This window comes from Enterobacter sp. CFEC122 (assembly GCF_052983755.1).
On sequence record NZ_JBRIQR010000001.1, the window covers coordinates 239,870 to 256,568 of the forward strand.

15 protein-coding genes are annotated in these 16,699 nt (G+C 55.2%); 14 read left to right on the forward strand and 1 reads right to left on the reverse strand.

The window, feature by feature from the left end:
- Positions 1–112: 112 nt before the first annotated feature.
- The 13 genes from ACVCAM_RS01100 to ACVCAM_RS01160 all read left to right on the forward strand — a co-directional run bounded on the left by ACVCAM_RS01100 (position 113) and on the right by ACVCAM_RS01160 (position 15,038).
- Positions 113–805, forward strand: coding sequence for a DUF421 domain-containing protein (locus tag ACVCAM_RS01100; protein ID WP_023343682.1), 693 nt, complete (start codon positions 113–115; stop codon positions 803–805).
- Positions 806–967: 162 nt separating this feature from the next.
- Entirely contained in the window at positions 968–2,056 is a 1,089-nt protein-coding gene (serC, locus tag ACVCAM_RS01105) for a 3-phosphoserine/phosphohydroxythreonine transaminase (protein WP_025912936.1), read from the forward strand.
- A 69-nt stretch (positions 2,057–2,125) separates the two neighbouring features.
- Positions 2,126–3,409 carry a 3-phosphoshikimate 1-carboxyvinyltransferase gene (gene aroA / locus ACVCAM_RS01110; RefSeq protein ID WP_008499969.1) on the forward strand — a complete coding sequence of 428 codons (1,284 nt, stop codon included), beginning with the start codon at positions 2,126–2,128 and terminating at the stop codon, positions 3,407–3,409.
- A gap of 184 nt (positions 3,410–3,593) precedes the next feature.
- Positions 3,594–4,277: a (d)CMP kinase gene (gene cmk, locus ACVCAM_RS01115; protein WP_008499967.1), complete on the forward strand. Its 684-nt coding sequence runs from the start codon at positions 3,594–3,596 to the stop codon at positions 4,275–4,277.
- Between the two features lie 111 nt (positions 4,278–4,388).
- Positions 4,389–6,062, forward strand: coding sequence for a 30S ribosomal protein S1 (gene rpsA, locus ACVCAM_RS01120; RefSeq protein ID WP_008499966.1), 1,674 nt, complete (start codon positions 4,389–4,391; stop codon positions 6,060–6,062).
- Positions 6,063–6,232: 170 nt separating this feature from the next.
- Positions 6,233–6,520 (forward strand): integration host factor subunit beta, encoded by a 288-nt coding sequence (gene ihfB, locus ACVCAM_RS01125; RefSeq protein ID WP_008499965.1) that lies wholly within the window; start codon positions 6,233–6,235, stop codon positions 6,518–6,520.
- Between the two features lie 214 nt (positions 6,521–6,734).
- Complete coding sequence (locus tag ACVCAM_RS01130) at positions 6,735–8,999, forward strand: ComEC family protein (RefSeq protein ID WP_025912937.1); 2,265 nt, start codon at positions 6,735–6,737, stop codon at positions 8,997–8,999.
- Positions 9,000–9,034: 35 nt separating this feature from the next.
- Entirely contained in the window at positions 9,035–10,783 is a 1,749-nt protein-coding gene (gene msbA, locus ACVCAM_RS01135) for a lipid A ABC transporter ATP-binding protein/permease MsbA (RefSeq protein ID WP_008499963.1), read from the forward strand.
- On the forward strand, positions 10,780–11,757 hold the full coding sequence (gene lpxK / locus ACVCAM_RS01140) for a tetraacyldisaccharide 4'-kinase (RefSeq protein ID WP_447093486.1): 978 nt from the start codon (positions 10,780–10,782) through the stop codon (positions 11,755–11,757). Before msbA ends, lpxK begins: the two co-directional genes overlap by 4 nt.
- Before the next feature lie 44 nt (positions 11,758–11,801).
- A complete protein-coding gene (locus ACVCAM_RS01145; protein ID WP_063615873.1) occupies positions 11,802–13,031 on the forward strand; it encodes a winged helix-turn-helix domain-containing protein in 1,230 nt (409 codons plus the stop codon).
- A 45-nt stretch (positions 13,032–13,076) separates the two neighbouring features.
- A complete protein-coding gene (gene ycaR, locus ACVCAM_RS01150; RefSeq protein ID WP_006174474.1) occupies positions 13,077–13,259 on the forward strand; it encodes a protein YcaR in 183 nt (60 codons plus the stop codon).
- Entirely contained in the window at positions 13,256–14,002 is a 747-nt protein-coding gene (gene kdsB / locus ACVCAM_RS01155) for a 3-deoxy-manno-octulosonate cytidylyltransferase (RefSeq protein ID WP_008499959.1), read from the forward strand. The genes ycaR and kdsB overlap by 4 nt, the downstream gene beginning before the upstream one ends.
- Before the next feature lie 142 nt (positions 14,003–14,144).
- Positions 14,145–15,038, forward strand: coding sequence for a YcbJ family phosphotransferase (locus ACVCAM_RS01160; protein ID WP_025912940.1), 894 nt, complete (start codon positions 14,145–14,147; stop codon positions 15,036–15,038).
- On the opposite strand, the gene elyC is transcribed toward ACVCAM_RS01160, so the two are convergent.
- Positions 15,015–15,794: an envelope biogenesis factor ElyC gene (gene elyC / locus ACVCAM_RS01165; RefSeq protein ID WP_023327028.1), complete on the reverse strand. Its 780-nt coding sequence runs from the start codon at positions 15,792–15,794 to the stop codon at positions 15,015–15,017. The genes ACVCAM_RS01160 and elyC overlap by 24 nt on opposite strands.
- 124 nt (positions 15,795–15,918) lie before the next feature.
- Here elyC and cmoM point away from each other — a divergent pair, with 124 nt between their 5' ends.
- Positions 15,919–16,698, forward strand: coding sequence for a tRNA uridine 5-oxyacetic acid(34) methyltransferase CmoM (gene cmoM / locus ACVCAM_RS01170; RefSeq protein WP_008499956.1), 780 nt, complete (start codon positions 15,919–15,921; stop codon positions 16,696–16,698).
- The last annotated feature ends 1 nt before the right edge of the window (position 16,699 follow it).

Genomic DNA, 16,699 nt, shown 5'->3' on the forward strand with positions numbered 1-16,699 from the left:
CGTACGTAAAGCGCGCAATGATACGGGTTTTGCGTGACGGGTGCTATCTCCGGCGAAAATAAAAGACTGGGCTATGCTTATTGTCAGTAACTCACTGTTAAGGCATAGAAAAATGAAAGCATTCGATCTCCAGCGGATGGCGTTTGATAAAGTCCCTCCTGAATTTTTAGGCGAAGTGGCGCTGCGTAGTCTGTATACCTTCGTTCTGGTCTTCCTGTTTCTTAAAATCACCGGTCGTCGCGGCGTGCGGCAGATGTCGCTTTTTGAAGTGTTGATCATCCTGACGTTGGGTTCCGCGGCGGGGGATGTCGCCTTCTATGATGATGTGCCGATGGTGCCGGTATTTATCGTTTTTGTCACACTGGCGCTGCTTTACCGCCTTGTCATGTGGCTGATGTCGAAAAGTGAAAAGCTGGAAGATCTGCTTGAAGGGAAGCCGGTCGTTATCGTCGAGGACGGTCAGCTGGCCTGGGAAAACGTTCAGAGCGCCAATATGACCGAGTTTGAGTTCTTTATGGAGCTACGCCTCAACAGCGTGGAACAGCTCGGGCAGGTGCGTCTGGCGATCATGGAGACCAACGGGCAGATCAGCGTCTATTACTATTCTGACGATGAGGTGAGGCCGGGACTGTGCATCCTGCCGGATATGCTGGTCGAGCGTTTCAGAACCGTACCGGAATCAGGCGAGTATGCCTGCGTGAGATGTAGCCATGTCGTCGCGATGCAGCCGGGGGATCGTCAATTATGCCCCCGCTGTGCAAATCCGGAATGGACGAAGGTTAGCCGGGCTAAACGCATCACCTGACAGCCATTTTGTCGGTTTTGTCCTGGCGAGGCGGCAGATTGTTTTGTGTGACGTGGGGCACATTTCACGGGTCATAAGTTTTAGACATTGCGGCGCGTGTCACTGAATGATAAAACCGATATCCACAGTTATAACTTATGGCTTTTAGCGTGGTGAGGGGAAATGGCTCAAGTCTTTAATTTCAGTTCAGGTCCGGCAATGTTACCGGCAGACGTGCTTAAACAGGCTCAACAGGAACTTTGTGACTGGAACGGTCTGGGAACGTCGGTGATGGAAATCAGCCACCGGGGTAAAGAGTTTATTCAGGTGGCGGAAGAGGCAGAAAAGGATTTTCGCGATCTGCTGAATATTCCCTCGAACTACAAAGTATTGTTCTGTCACGGCGGCGGGCGCGGCCAGTTTGCAGGCGTACCGCTAAACATCCTGGGCGATAAAACGACGGCAGACTACGTTGACGCAGGCTACTGGGCGGCCAGTGCGGTGAAAGAAGCGCACAAATACTGCACGCCGAATGTGATTGACGCCAAAGTGACCGTTGACGGCCTGCGCGCCGTGAAGTCAATGAGCGAATGGCAGCTTTCTGATAACGCAGCGTATCTGCACTATTGCCCGAACGAAACCATTGACGGGATTGCCATCGACGAGACGCCGAACTTCGGTAAAGACGTCGTGGTTGCCGCTGACTTCTCCTCCACCATTCTTTCTGCACCAATTGACGTCAGCCGTTATGGCGTGATCTACGCGGGCGCGCAGAAAAATATCGGCCCTGCAGGCCTGACGATTGTTATCGTGCGTGAAGACCTGCTGGGTAAAGCGCATACATCGTGCCCGTCCATTCTTGATTACACCGTGCTGAACGACAACGATTCTATGTTCAACACCCCACCGACGTTTGCCTGGTACCTCTCCGGCCTGGTCTTCAAATGGCTGAAGCAAAACGGCGGCGTGGCGCAGATGGACAAAGTGAATCAGCAGAAAGCCGAACTGCTGTATGGCGTGATCGACAAGAGCGATTTCTACCGCAACGACGTGGCGAAAGCTAACCGTTCCCGCATGAACGTGCCGTTCCAGCTGGCGGACAGCAACCTGGATAAAGTGTTCCTGGAAGAGTCCTTCGCGGCCGGCCTGCACGCGCTGAAAGGTCACCGTGTCGTGGGCGGCATGCGTGCCTCCATCTATAACGCGATGCCGCTGGAAGGCGTTAAAGCGCTGACCGATTTCATGATCGACTTCGAACGTCGCCACGGTTAATCGCGCTGTTTTCACCCCCGTAGCCCTGCTGCGGGGTTTTTATTATGTTGAGTTGAGAGTTAAGTTTTCATGGAATCCCTGACGTTACAACCTATCGCGCGGGTAGATGGCACCATTAATCTGCCTGGTTCAAAAAGTGTCTCGAACCGCGCTCTGCTGCTGGCAGCACTGGCAAACGGCACCACCGTCCTTACAAACCTGCTGGACAGCGATGACGTGCGCCATATGCTCAATGCGCTGAAAGCGTTGGGCGTTCATTACACTCTCTCCGACGATCGTACCCGCTGCGAAGTGACCGGCAACGGCGGCGCGCTGCAGACGGGTGAAGAGCTTGAGCTGTTTCTGGGCAACGCGGGTACCGCGATGCGTCCGCTGGCGGCGGCCCTGTGTCTTGGGCGCAACAACATTGTGCTGACCGGCGAGCCGCGCATGAAAGAGCGTCCGATTGGCCATCTGGTGGATGCCCTGCGTCAGGGCGGCGCGCAGATCGAGTATCTGGAGCAGGAAAATTATCCGCCACTGCGTCTGCGCGGGGGCTTTACCGGCGGTCACGTCGAGGTTGACGGCAGCGTCTCCAGCCAGTTCCTGACCGCACTGCTGATGACCGCGCCGCTGGCTCCGCAGGATACGGTTATCACGATTAAAGGTGAGCTGGTCTCCAAACCGTATATTGATATCACGCTGCACCTGATGAAAACCTTCGGCGTTGAGGTGGAAAACCAGTCTTATCAGCGTTTTGTCGTGCGTGGGGCGCAGCAGTACCAGTCTCCGGGCAGCTATCTTGTTGAAGGCGACGCCTCGTCGGCATCTTACTTCCTGGCTGCAGGCGCGATCAAAGGCGGTACCGTGAAGGTGACCGGTATTGGTCGCAACAGCGTGCAGGGTGACATTCGTTTTGCGGACGTGCTGGAAAAAATGGGCGCGGTTGTGACCTGGGGTGATGACTTCATTTCCTGTACTCACGGCGAGCTGAAGGCCATCGACATGGACATGAACCATATTCCGGATGCGGCGATGACCATTGCCACGGCGGCGCTGTTTGCAAAAGGCACCACCACGCTGCGTAACATCTACAACTGGCGCGTAAAAGAGACTGACCGTCTGTTTGCGATGGCGACCGAACTGCGTAAGGTCGGTGCTGAGGTGGAAGAGGGCGAAGACTACATTCGCGTCACGCCTCCTGCAAAACTGCAGGTTGCCGAGATCGGCACCTACAACGATCACCGTATGGCGATGTGCTTCTCGCTGGTGGCACTGTCCGACACGCCTGTGACCATTCTCGATCCGAAATGTACGGCGAAAACGTTCCCGGACTACTTTGAACAGCTGGCACGCATTAGCACGCTGGCCTGATGACTTTTGCCGCATCACCTGATGCGGCATTTCCTTACGCTTCCTGACGAACACTTCCGTTCATTTCTTCTACACTCTGCTTCAATCAATCCGTAATTTGCACGCAAAGGTAACAGTTGCGCACGTTGACGCGTATAATGCGCGGCGTTCATGTAAACGGTATGCCTTATTTAAGGAGAAAAAGATGACGGCAATTGCCCCGGTAATCACCATTGACGGGCCGAGTGGCGCAGGGAAAGGGACTCTGTGCAAAGCGATGGCGGAAGCATTGCAATGGCATCTTTTAGATTCGGGAGCAATCTATCGCGTGCTGGCCCTGGCTGCGCTGCATCATCATGTGGACGTGGCGTCAGAAGAAGCGCTGGTTCCGCTGGCTGCGCATCTTGATGTGCGTTTCGTGTCGACCAATGGCAACCTGGAAGTCATCCTTGAAGGGGAAGACGTGAGCGGGGAAATCCGTACTCAGGAAGTGGCAAATGCGGCCTCTCAGGTAGCGGCCTTCCCGCGCGTTCGTGAGGCGCTGTTACGTCGTCAGCGCGCGTTCCGTGAAGCACCGGGTTTGATCGCGGACGGACGCGATATGGGAACCGTGGTATTCCCTGATGCACCTGTGAAAATTTTCCTTGACGCCTCTTCGGAAGAACGCGCTCAACGCCGCATGCTTCAGTTGCAGGAAAAGGGGTTTAGTGTTAACTTTGATCGCCTTTTATCCGAGATAAAAGAGCGCGATGACCGCGATCGTAACCGCGCCGTCGCCCCACTTGTTCCAGCAGAAGATGCATTAGTTCTGGATTCAACCAGTTTAACTATTGAGCAAGTGATTGAAAAAGCGCTACAATATGCGCGCCAAAAACTGGCACTCGCGTAATCGCGACCGATTTAGCAGTACCCCCGCTGCAATGGATTGACGGCGGGTATGTGAAACAACCCCATCCGGCATGGAGCCAGGTGGACGTTAATATTAACCTGAAGATTAAACATGACTGAATCTTTTGCTCAACTGTTTGAAGAATCCTTAAAAGAAATCGAAACCCGCCCGGGTTCCATCGTTCGCGGTGTTGTTGTTGCTATCGACAAAGACGTAGTACTGGTTGACGCCGGTCTGAAATCTGAGTCCGCCATTCCGGCAGAGCAGTTCAAAAACGCCCAGGGCGAGCTGGAAATCCAGGTTGGCGACGAAGTTGACGTTGCTCTGGACGCAGTAGAAGACGGCTTCGGTGAAACCCTGCTTTCTCGTGAGAAAGCGAAACGTCACGAAGCATGGATCACGCTGGAAAAAGCTTACGAAGAAGCTGAAACTGTGGTCGGTGTTATCAACGGCAAAGTTAAAGGTGGCTTCACTGTTGAGCTGAATGGTATTCGCGCGTTCCTGCCAGGTTCTCTGGTAGACGTTCGTCCAGTTCGTGACACCCTGCACCTGGAAGGCAAAGAGCTTGAGTTCAAAGTAATCAAGCTGGACCAGAAGCGTAACAACGTTGTTGTTTCCCGTCGTGCCGTTATCGAATCCGAAAACAGCGCAGAACGCGATCAGCTGCTGGAAAACCTGCAGGAAGGCATGGAAGTCAAAGGTATCGTTAAGAACCTCACTGACTACGGCGCATTCGTTGACCTGGGCGGCGTTGATGGCCTGCTGCACATCACCGACATGGCGTGGAAACGCGTTAAGCACCCAAGCGAAATCGTGAACGTGGGCGACGAAATCACTGTTAAAGTGCTGAAGTTCGACCGCGAGCGTACTCGTGTATCCCTCGGCCTGAAACAGCTGGGCGAAGATCCATGGGTAGCTATCGCTAAGCGTTACCCAGAAGGGACTAAACTGACTGGTCGCGTAACCAACCTGACTGACTACGGCTGCTTCGTTGAAATCGAAGAAGGCGTTGAAGGTCTGGTGCACGTTTCCGAAATGGACTGGACCAACAAAAACATCCACCCATCCAAAGTTGTTAACGTTGGTGATGTAGTGGAAGTGATGGTTCTGGATATCGACGAAGAACGTCGTCGTATCTCCCTGGGCCTGAAGCAGTGCAAAAACAACCCATGGCAGCAGTTCGCGGAAACCCACAACAAGGGCGACCGTGTTGAAGGTAAAATCAAGTCTATCACTGACTTCGGTATCTTCATCGGCCTGGACGGCGGCATCGATGGCCTGGTTCACCTGTCTGACATCTCCTGGAACGTTGCAGGCGAAGAAGCAGTTCGTGAATACAAAAAAGGCGACGAAATCGCTGCAGTTGTTCTGCAGGTTGACGCAGAGCGTGAGCGTATCTCCCTGGGCGTTAAACAGCTCGCAGAAGATCCGTTCAACAACTGGGTTGCACTGAACAAGAAAGGCGCAATCGTAAACGGTAAAGTCACTGCAGTTGACGCGAAAGGCGCAACCGTAGAACTGGCTGACGGCGTTGAAGGTTACCTGCGCGCTTCTGAAGCTTCCCGTGACCGCGTTGAAGATGCCACTCTGGTTCTGAACGTAGGCGACGACGTTGAAGCTAAGTTCACCGGTGTTGACCGTAAGAACCGTGCAATCAGCCTGTCTGTTCGTGCTAAAGACGAAGCTGATGAGAAAGATGCAATCGCAACTGTTAACAAACAGGAAGATGCAAACTTCTCTAACAACGCAATGGCTGAAGCTTTCAAAGCAGCTAAAGGCGAGTAATATCAGGTTCTCAGCATCATTTGCGCTGTAACGCATTTACAGCGCGAAGGATGAGGAGCAAACTTGACAGATTACAGGATTCGTCCTGTAATCAATAACAAAGGGCGGCTACGGCCGCCCTTGTTTAATGAGCTGTTCAGCTAATTGGTTTGAAAGGAACCGGAGGAATCATGACCAAGTCAGAATTGATTGAAAGACTTGCCAGTCAGCAACCGCATATCCCTGCCAAGGCAGTGGAAGATGCCGTAAAAGAGATGCTGGAGCATATGGCCTCCACTCTTGCCCAGGGCGAGCGCATTGAAATCCGCGGTTTCGGTAGTTTTTCTCTGCACTATCGTGCTCCACGTACCGGGCGTAACCCGAAAACTGGCGATAAAGTCGAGCTGGAAGGTAAGTACGTTCCACACTTTAAGCCGGGTAAAGAACTGCGCGATCGCGCCAATATTTACGGCAACTGAGTTTAGCCAGCCGGTTAAACTGGGTTCGAAATAAAGCACCTGCGGGTGCTTTTTTTGTACCCGTCGCTTTCTTTCTGAAGGTGCCCCGCATTTTCCGTTTCGTTTTCTGCAACCCGTTAAATACCTTGCTGCGCTTGCCGTAAATCGTATTCTTCACGCCTGACGACATGCTCAACCTGCCTGCATACTGCCACCCTGAAACAGGGAGGTGGCAATGGGAATTCCCGCGCTTAGCATCTGCGCCATTCTGGCGATAGTTCCGTTACTCTGGTTACCTGAACTGCCTTCCCCCTACACCGTGTGGGCAATGATGGCTGGCGGGATAGTGCTAGCGGTATGGCAAAACAGTCGACTGAGGTATGCGGGTATGACGCTGTTATTTTGTGCCTGGGGCATTTTGGCCGCGCAGGAGAGCGTCTGGCCGATGCAGCATTTAACAACGGGGGCCGTGCAGGCTGAGATAGAGCTCACCGCGACCGACGGCGCCACTCAACATCAGGGAAGCATTCTAAGCGTCAATGGCAAGCGCTGGTGGGCCTCTACCGGCGTAACGCTGTATGGCAATTATCTGCCGCAAAAGGCGTGTGCAGGGCAGCGCTGGAGCGTGACGCTCAGGCTCAGGCCTGCACACGGCGAACTCAACGACGGCGGTTATGATTCTCAGCGCAGCGCTTTTGCCCGACATCAAACGCTGAGCGGGCGCTTCACCCGTGCGGAGATCGTCGACGGGCGCTGCAGCCTGCGAGCGCAATATCTGATGTCGCTGCAAAACCGACTTTCAGCTTACCGATGGGGAGCGGTTATCCTGGGGCTTGGGATGGGAGAACGCCTGGAAGTACCCCGTGAAATAAAAGACCTGATGCGGGAAACCGGCACGCTGCATCTGATGGCGATTTCGGGTCTGCATATCGCGCTGGCAGCCTCTCTCGTCTGGTTACTTGCACGTGGACTCCAGTTTTTATTACCCAGCCACCGCGTCCACTGGAAAATGCCTCTCCTTGCCGGGTTGTTCTTTGCTGCTTTCTACGCCTGGCTTACCGGCCTGCAACCGCCTGCGCTGAGGACGATCATCGCCCTTGCGGTGCTTGCTCTGTTGCGGATTACTGGCCGTCAATGGTCTCCCTGGCAGGTTTGGAGCTGCTGCATCGCGGCGATACTGATTAACGATCCCCTGGCCGTACTTTCGCAGAGTCTGGTTCTGTCAGCCTTTGCCGTCGCCGCGCTGATTTTCTGGTTTCAGTGGGTGCCTCTTCCCGACTGGAATTGGACACGACGGATGCGGCCGCTACTGAACCTGATTTATCTGCAGGTCGGGATGTTGCTGCTGCTCATGCCGTTACAGGTTCTGATTTTCCATGGCTTCAGCTTCTCCTCCCTTGTCGCGAATCTCTTTGCCGTTCCCCTGGTAACGTTTGTCTCCGTCCCGCTGATCCTGCTCGGTATGCTGCTCCATTTGCTACCGCTGGCTGCGGTAGAAAGTGCCATCTGGTTTGCCGCCGATAAGTCGCTTGCGGGACTCTTCTGGCTACTGATGCGCCTGCCAGATGGCTGGCAGAATGTTGATCAACGCTGGCAAATCATGGCATTACTGCCGTGGTTGAGTATTATTGCCTGGCGTTTTCGTGCCTGGAAAACCGTTCCTGCCGTTTGTCTTGCAGGCAGCGTCTTACTGACATTTCCCCTCTGGCGAGCGGAAAAAAGCGAGAGCTGGACGCTGCATATGCTGGACGTGGGGCAGGGGCTGGCCATGGTGATTGAAAGGCAGGGAAAAGCCATTCTCTTTGATACCGGGCTCGCCTGGCCGGGCGGGGATAGCGCGCAGCGGTTAATTATTCCCTGGCTTCGCTGGCATCACCTGCGGCCAGAAGGAGTGATTCTCAGTCATGAACACCTCGACCATGCAGGAGGCCTCGCGTCGTTGCAAAAAGCATGGCCGGATATATGGGTAAGAAGTCCGTTACGCAGGACGGGGCACCGCCCTTGTTTTCGTGGGCAAAAATGGGAATGGCAGGGATTAACCTTCACCGTCCACTGGCCTCCTGAAAATTACCCGGCCCAGGGGAATAACCATTCCTGTGTGGTAAAGGTGGACGATGGGGAGCAAAGCGTTCTGCTAACAGGGGACATTGAAGTGCAGGCGGAACAGGCTATGCTTAGCCATTACTGGCGTCATCTGAGGGCCACGCTCATACAGGTCCCCCATCATGGCAGCAATACCTCGTCTTCATTGCCGCTGGTACAGCGGGTGGAAGGACAGATCGCCCTGGATTCTGCGGCCCGCTATAACGCATGGCACTTCCCGTCGGCAAAAGTCGTTCGACGTTATCGAAAAGAGGGATATATCTGGCACGATACCCCTCATTCAGGACAAATATCGGTGACATTCTCGCAACATCACTGGCAAATCCGGCGCTTGCGAGAGCAAATTTTACCACGTTGGTATCATCAGTGGTTTGGCGCGCCCGTCGATAACGGGTAGAATATGCGGCTATTTCAACAATGCTGGTTTTTTGAATGCATAACGACAAAGATCTCTCCACGTGGCAAACGTTCCGCCGACTCTGGCCGATGATTGCCCCTTTTAAAGCAGGCTTGATCGTGGCGGGTGTAGCGTTAATCCTCAACGCAGCCAGCGATACCTTTATGCTATCGCTTCTCAAACCGTTACTGGACGACGGTTTTGGTAAAACGGATCGCTCAGTGCTGCTATGGATGCCTCTGGTGGTTATCGGACTGATGATCTTACGCGGTATCACCAGCTATATCTCCAGCTACTGCATTTCCTGGGTATCCGGGAAAGTGGTGATGACCATGCGCCGTCGGCTGTTCAGTCACATGATGGGCATGCCGGTTGCGTTCTTTGACAAGCAGTCAACCGGGACGCTGCTGTCGCGGATCACCTACGACTCCGAGCAGGTTGCCTCTTCCTCTTCCAGCGCGCTGATTACGGTTGTGCGCGAGGGCGCGTCGATTATCGGCCTGTTCGTGATGATGTTCTACTACAGCTGGCAGCTGTCGCTCATCCTTATCGTTCTGGCACCTGTGGTTTCTATTGCTATCCGCGTCGTCTCAAAACGCTTCCGTAATATCAGCAAGAATATGCAGAATACGATGGGGCAGGTGACTACCAGCGCAGAGCAGATGCTGAAAGGGCATAAAGAAGTGCTGATTTTTGGTGGTCAGGACGTTGAAACGAAACGCTTTGATAAAGTGAGCAACAAAATGCGTCTGCAGGGGATGAAAATGGTCTCGGCCTCTTCTATCTCCGACCCGATTATTCAGCTGATTGCCTCACTGGCGCTGGCGTTCGTTCTGTATGCGGCAAGCTTCCCGAGCGTCATGGAGACGCTGACGGCGGGTACCATCACCGTGGTCTTCTCCTCAATGATCGCCCTGATGCGTCCGCTGAAATCACTGACAAACGTCAACGCCCAGTTCCAGCGTGGGATGGCGGCCTGTCAGACCCTGTTCAGCATTCTGGATTCCGAGCAGGAAAAAGATGAAGGCAAACGCGTCATTGAGCGCGCGAACGGCGACGTTGAGTTCCGCAATGTGACCTTTACCTATCCTGGCCGCGAAACACCGGCTCTGCGCAATATCAACCTGACCATTCCGGCGGGGAAGACCGTTGCGCTGGTAGGCCGTTCCGGCTCGGGTAAATCGACCATTGCCAGCCTGATCACCCGTTTCTACGACATTGACGAAGGTGAAATTCTGTTAGACGGTCACGATCTGCGGGAGTATACCCTGCAGTCGCTCCGTAACCAGGTGGCGCTGGTCTCCCAGAACGTGCACCTGTTCAACGATACCGTGGCAAACAATATTGCTTATGCACGCACTGAAGAGTACAGCCGCGAGCAGATTGAGAACGCCGCACGTATGGCCTACGCGATGGACTTTATCAACAAGATGGATAACGGTCTGGATACCATCATCGGCGAGAACGGTGTACTGCTCTCCGGTGGGCAGCGTCAGCGTATCGCCATTGCCCGAGCGCTGCTGCGCGACAGCCCGATACTGATCCTGGACGAAGCGACCTCTGCGCTGGATACGGAATCTGAACGCGCGATTCAGTCGGCGCTGGATGAGCTGCAAAAGAACCGCACCTCGCTGGTGATTGCGCACCGTCTGTCGACTATCGAGCAGGCTGATGAAATCGTCGTGGTTGAGGATGGGGTCATTGTTGAACGCGGAAGCCATGCTGATCTGCTGGAACACCGCGGCGTTTACGCTCAGCTTCATAAGATGCAGTTCGGCGAATGATTGCACGCATCTGGTCCGGTGAATCCCCGCTGTGGCTGCTGCTTTTGCCGCTCTCCTGGCTCTACGGCCTGGTGAGCGGCATTATCCGTCTGCTTTATCGTCTTGGGGTGAAGCGGGCCTGGCGCGCGCCGGTGCCCGTTGTGGTCGTCGGTAATCTTACGGCGGGCGGCAACGGCAAAACGCCGGTGGTGATCTGGCTGGTGGAGCAGTTGCAAAAGCGCGGTATACGCTCGGGCGTGGTATCGCGGGGATATGGTGGTAAAGCGGCGCATTACCCGCTGTTGCTGACGGCGGAAACCACGACGGCTGAAGCGGGTGATGAACCGGTATTGATTTTCCAGCGTACTGGCGCCCCTGTTGCGGTCTCCCCGGTGCGCAGCGATGCCGTCCGGGCCCTGCTTGCCGAACATGCGGTACAGATCATTATCACTGACGATGGTCTGCAGCATTATGCCCTGGCGCGAGATAAAGATATTGTGGTCATCGACGGGGTTCGCCGTTTTGGGAACGGCTGGTGGTTACCTGCCGGACCCATGCGCGAACGCGCTTCGCGTCTGAAGTCCGTTGATGCGGTGATCGTGAACGGTGGTGAGGCGAAAACGGGTGAAATCCCGATGCACCTGCAGCCGGGTCTGGCAATCAACTTGGTGACGGGTGAACGCCGGTCGGTTTCAGAGCTTCCTTCACTGGTAGCGATGGCGGGCATTGGTCATCCGCCGCGCTTCTTCGCGACGCTGGAACAGTGTGGTGCCCGGCTGGAAAAACGCGTTCCGCTGGCCGACCATCAGGCGCTGGTGGAAGGGCAGATAGACGCCCTGACCACACCCGGGCAGTCTCTGATCATGACCGAAAAAGATGCGGTGAAATGCCGTGCCTTTGCGAAAGATAACTGGTGGTATCTGCCGGTTGACGCCGAACTCAGCGGTGAGCAGCCGGAACATTTGCTCAAGGAACTGATTGCGTTGGTGCACTAAAGGCTTACGCGGTTCTGGTGGCGCTTTGACTGACAGGAAAACGCATGTCTTTACCGCAACTCTCGCTCTCAGCCGCACGTAATCTCCACCTTGCCGCGCAGGGGCTGCTCAAAAAGCCCCGCCGTCGCGCGCAGCCTGCCGATATTCTCTCTACCGTACAGCGCATGTCGCTACTCCAGATCGACACCATTAATATTGTGGCACGTAGCCCTTACCTGGTGCTGTTCAGCCGCCTGGGGAGCTATCCTTCTCAGTGGCTGGATGAGGCGCTCAGCAAGGGGGAGTTGATGGAGTACTGGGCGCACGAAGCCTGCTTCCTTCCCCGCAGCGATTTTGCCCTTGTGCGTCACCGTATGCTTGCGCCGGAAAAGATGGGCTGGAAATACCGGCAGGCGTGGATGCAGGAACATGCGGCTGAAATAGAGCAGCTCATCGCGCATATTCAGGAAAACGGTCCTGTACGCTCCGCCGATTTTGAACACCCGCGCAAAGGTACAAGCGGCTGGTGGGAGTGGAAGCCGCACAAGCGTCATCTCGAAGGCCTGTTTACCTCAGGCAAAGTCATGGTGATTGAGCGGCGTAATTTTCAGCGCGTCTACGACCTCACGCATCGCGTGATGCCCCACTGGGACGACGAGCGCGACCTGCTTACCCAGGAGGCGGCTGAGGCCATTATGTTAGAAAACAGCGCCCGTAGTCTGGGGATTTTTCGCTCGCAATGGCTGGCAGATTACTATCGCCTGCGCCAGCCCGCGCTGAAACCGCTGCTGGACATGTGGCAACGCGAACAGCGCGTCATTCCCGTTACCGTGGAAACGCTGGGCGAAATGTGGCTACATGCGGATCTCCTCCCGCTATTGCCTCAGGCCCTGGAGGGGAAACTGCAGGCGACCCACAGCGCGGTATTGTCGCCTTTCGACCCGGTCGTCTGGGACAGAAAACGCGCCGAGCAGCTCTTTGATTTCAGCTACCGGCTGGAATGTTATACCCCGGCCCCAAAGCGCCAGTATGGCTACTTTGTTTTACCGCTCCTGCATAAGGGGCAGCTGGTCGGGCGCATGGATGCCAAAATGCATCGCAAGACCGGCACGCTTGAAATCATTGCGCTTTATTTGCAAGAGGGCGTCAGGGTGATGGCGAGCCTGGAAAAAGGGTTAACGTCCGCCATTAGCGAATTCGCGCGCTGGCAGGGGGCCGACGATGTGACGCTGGGCCGGGTACCTGATGGATTGTTTACATCCTGTCGAAGTGGCTGGGAAACAGGCACGCCCTGAAAAAGGAATGTGTTAAGCTTTAGCGATTACCCATACGGAGGAACTATGGATCACCGTTTACTTGAAATTATTGCCTGCCCGGTATGCAACGGCAAACTCTACTACAGCCAGGACAAACAAGAGCTCATTTGCAAGCTGGACAGCCTGGCTTTCCCGCTGCGCGACGGTATTCCGGTATTGCTGGAAAACGAAGCCCGTTCCCTGGTGGCAGAAGAGAGCAAACCATGAGTTTTGTTGTCATTATTCCTGCGCGTTACGCTTCAACCCGTCTGCCGGGTAAACCGCTGGTGGATATCAATGGCAAGCCGATGATCGTGCATGTCCTTGAGCGGGCGCGTGAATCCGGTGCTGACCGTGTGATTGTTGCCACCGATCATCCGGATGTCGCTCGTGCGGTTGAGGCGGCAGGCGGCGAGGTATGCATGACCCGCGCAGATCACCAGTCCGGCACCGAGCGTCTGGCGGAAGTGGTTGAGAAATGCGGTTTCAGTGATGATACGGTTATCGTAAACGTGCAGGGTGACGAGCCGATGATCCCCGCGGTGATTATCCGTCAGGTGGCCGAAAACCTGGCGCAGCGTCAGGTCGGAATGGCCACGCTGGCGGTACCCATTCATCATGCAGAAGAAGCTTTCAACCCGAATGCGGTGAAGGTCGTCATGGATGCGGAAGGCTATGCGCTCTATTTCTCCCGTGCCACGATCCCGTGGGATCGCGATCGCTTTGCGCTTTCTAAAGAGACCATCGGTGATACCTTCCTGCGTCATATTGGGATCTACGGCTATCGCGCCGGCTTTATTCGCCGTTATGTGGCCTGGGCCCCGAGTCCGCTGGAGCATATCGAAATGCTGGAGCAACTCCGCGTGCTCTGGTACGGCGAGAAAATTCACGTTGCCGTTGCTGAGGAAGTCCCCGGCACGGGCGTAGACACCCCTGAAGATCTTGAGCGCGTTCGCGCTGAATTGCGTTAATCTTACCGGCATCTCTCCGTTGGGAGAGATGCACTCTCCGGATTATTTTTCACTTTCTTTTTCCTGATTGATCTCTTCCGGGTGACATCTTCATGAAGGACGCTCATTATAAAAGCAGTAGTCTTAATGGGGGTAATCTCATATGGAACAGCTGCGTGCCGAACTTAGCCATCTGCTGGGTGAAAAGTTAAGCCGGGTCGAATGCGTGAGTGAAAAAATCGATACCGCGCTCTGGTCGTTGTACGACAGTGAGGGTAACCCAATGCCGCTGATGGCACGGAGTTTCACGTCACCCGGCGTTGCCAGGCAGCTTGCATGGAAAATGTCGATGCTGGCGCGGGAGGGAACCGTGCGTATGCCGACGGTGTACGGCGTGATGACCCATGAGGAACATCCCGGCCCGGACGTACTGCTAATTGAACGTTTACGTGGTGTACCCGTGGAAGCGCCCGCGCGAACGCCGGAACGCTGGGAACAGCTAAAAGACCAGATTGTCGAGGCGCTGCTGGCGTGGCACCGTCAGGATAGCCGCGGACTTGTCGGGCCGGTCGACAGCACTCAGGAAAATCTCTGGCCGCTGTGGTATCGCCAGCGGGTTGAAGTGCTGTGGGGAACGCTTAACCAGTTCAACAATACCGGTTTAACCATGCAGGACAAACGTATTCTCTTTCGCACCCGGGAGTGTTTACCGGCGCTGTTCGAAGGTTTTAACGATAACTGCGTGCTGATCCACGGTAACTTCACCCTGCGCAGTATGCTGAAAGACCCCCGCAGCGATCAGCTTCTGGCGATGGTGGGGCCGGGGATCATGCTCTGGGCTCCGCGCGAATATGAGCTGTTCAGGCTCAGCGACAGCGGGGCGGCGGAAGGTTTACTGTGGCATTACCTTCAACGCGCCCCCGTTGCGGAAGCGTTTCTCTGGCGGCGCTGGCTCTACCTGCTCTGGGACGAAGTTGCGCAGCTGGTTAACACCGGACGCTTTAATCGCGCAAACTTCGATCTGGCGACTAAATCACTCTTGCCCTGGCTCGCCTGAGGAACCTTTCAGCCACTGCCAGAGGCGTCCGAGCGTCTCATAACCGACGCGATCGCTATGCATCAGCCACATAGGGGAGGGGATTACCCGCTCCCACGGATTAAGCGGCGCGTCGATGGCCATCTGGTTCGCCGGTGCGGGAAGCGGGTGCAGGCCCTGTTTTTCAAAGAAAATCATCGCGCGTGGCAGGTGCGAGGCGGAGGTCACCAGTAAGAACGGGGCTTCACCAATCGCCTGCTTCACTGCGGCGGCCTCTTCCTCGGTATCTTTCGGGCTGTCCAGAGTGACAATGGAGGAGCGCGGTACGCCGAGTGATTCCGCGACCCGGGCGCCCGCTTCCGCCGTACTCACCGGGTTCGTTTTGGCCGCCGCGCCGGTAAAGATCATTTTTGATCCCGGATTCGCCAGCCAGAGGCGAATGCCTTCGTTTAGCCGCGGCAGGCTGTTGTTGATCAGGTTTGAGCTAGGGGCCCAGTCAGGATCCCAGGTATATCCACCGCCCAGCACCACGATGTACGCCACTTTCTGATTTCCCTGCCATGTCGGGTACCTGTTTTCGATGGGGCGTAACAGACCATCAGCCACCGGCTGCAGGCTCAGCAGCAGCAGGACCAACCAGCCGAACGTGATCAGCGTTTTGCCACTCTTCTGAAAGCGACTGAACCACACCAGCGCCAGCCCCAGCGCGATGATGATGAGCAGCAGCGGAAGGGGAAGCATCATCCCTCCAATGTATTTCTTAAGGGTAAAAAGCATCCTTTTTGGTTCCTTTTTTGACCATATAGCAGGTGATTGACGGTGATATTACACCAGAGAGGTTCATTCTCCGCGCGGGTGTGACAAAATAGCGGTTTTGCAGTTAGCGAGTGGAACTCTCCCAATGCGGGATCGCAATTTTGATGACATCGCGGAAAAGTTTTCGCGCAACATTTATGGCACCACGAAAGGGCAGCTCCGTCAGACGATCCTCTGGCAGGATCTGGACACCATTCTGGCTACCTTTGGTGGTCAAACGTTGCGCGTGCTGGATGCCGGAGGCGGTGAAGGGCAGACGGCCATAAAAATGGCGGAACGCGGTCATCACGTCACGCTTTGCGATCTTTCTGCTGAAATGGTCGCCCGCGCGACGCGTGCGGCAGAAGAGAAAGGTGTGAGCGACAACATGCATTTTATACAATGCGCCGCTCAGGACATCGCACAGCATTTGGAAACCCAGGTTGATCTGATATTGTTTCATGCGGTGCTGGAGTGGGTTGCCGATCCGCTAAGCGTGTTACAAACCCTGTGGTCGATGTTGCGCCCGGGCGGCACGCTGTCGTTGATGTTCTACAATGCTAACGGCTTCCTGATGCACAACATGGTTGCGGGAAACTTCGACTATGTTCAGGTCGGGATGCCCAAAAAGAAAAAACGCACGCTTTCCCCGGACTATCCGCGCGATCCACAGCAGGTCTATGGCTGGCTGGAAGCGATTGGCTGGCAGATTGTCGGGAAGACGGGCGTCAGGGTGTTTCATGATTATCTGCGTGAAAAACACAAACAGCGTGACTGTTTTGACACCTTAACAGAATTGGAAACGCGGTATTGCCGCCAGGAGCCTTTTGTCAGCCTTGGCCGCTATATTCACGTCACCGCGCACAAGCCGCAGATGCAAGGATAAC

What these genes read in the sequence shown, in the direction of transcription:
- cmk (WP_008499967.1), top strand. Translation starts at nt 3,594, where the DNA reads ATGACGGCAATTGCCCCGGTAATCACCATTGACGGGCCGAGTGGCGCA.
- elyC (WP_023327028.1), bottom strand. Translation starts at nt 15,794, where the DNA reads ATGCTTTTTACCCTTAAGAAATACATTGGAGGGATGATGCTTCCCCTT.
- serC (WP_025912936.1), top strand. Translation starts at nt 968, where the DNA reads ATGGCTCAAGTCTTTAATTTCAGTTCAGGTCCGGCAATGTTACCGGCA.
- msbA (WP_008499963.1), top strand. Translation starts at nt 9,035, where the DNA reads ATGCATAACGACAAAGATCTCTCCACGTGGCAAACGTTCCGCCGACTC.
- ACVCAM_RS01100 (WP_023343682.1), top strand. Translation starts at nt 113, where the DNA reads ATGAAAGCATTCGATCTCCAGCGGATGGCGTTTGATAAAGTCCCTCCT.
- cmoM (WP_008499956.1), top strand. Translation starts at nt 15,919, where the DNA reads ATGCGGGATCGCAATTTTGATGACATCGCGGAAAAGTTTTCGCGCAAC.
- kdsB (WP_008499959.1), top strand. Translation starts at nt 13,256, where the DNA reads ATGAGTTTTGTTGTCATTATTCCTGCGCGTTACGCTTCAACCCGTCTG.
- ACVCAM_RS01145 (WP_063615873.1), top strand. Translation starts at nt 11,802, where the DNA reads ATGTCTTTACCGCAACTCTCGCTCTCAGCCGCACGTAATCTCCACCTT.
- ihfB (WP_008499965.1), top strand. Translation starts at nt 6,233, where the DNA reads ATGACCAAGTCAGAATTGATTGAAAGACTTGCCAGTCAGCAACCGCAT.
- aroA (WP_008499969.1), top strand. Translation starts at nt 2,126, where the DNA reads ATGGAATCCCTGACGTTACAACCTATCGCGCGGGTAGATGGCACCATT.
- rpsA (WP_008499966.1), top strand. Translation starts at nt 4,389, where the DNA reads ATGACTGAATCTTTTGCTCAACTGTTTGAAGAATCCTTAAAAGAAATC.
- ACVCAM_RS01130 (WP_025912937.1), top strand. Translation starts at nt 6,735, where the DNA reads ATGGGAATTCCCGCGCTTAGCATCTGCGCCATTCTGGCGATAGTTCCG.
- ACVCAM_RS01160 (WP_025912940.1), top strand. Translation starts at nt 14,145, where the DNA reads ATGGAACAGCTGCGTGCCGAACTTAGCCATCTGCTGGGTGAAAAGTTA.
- lpxK (WP_447093486.1), top strand. Translation starts at nt 10,780, where the DNA reads ATGATTGCACGCATCTGGTCCGGTGAATCCCCGCTGTGGCTGCTGCTT.
- ycaR (WP_006174474.1), top strand. Translation starts at nt 13,077, where the DNA reads ATGGATCACCGTTTACTTGAAATTATTGCCTGCCCGGTATGCAACGGC.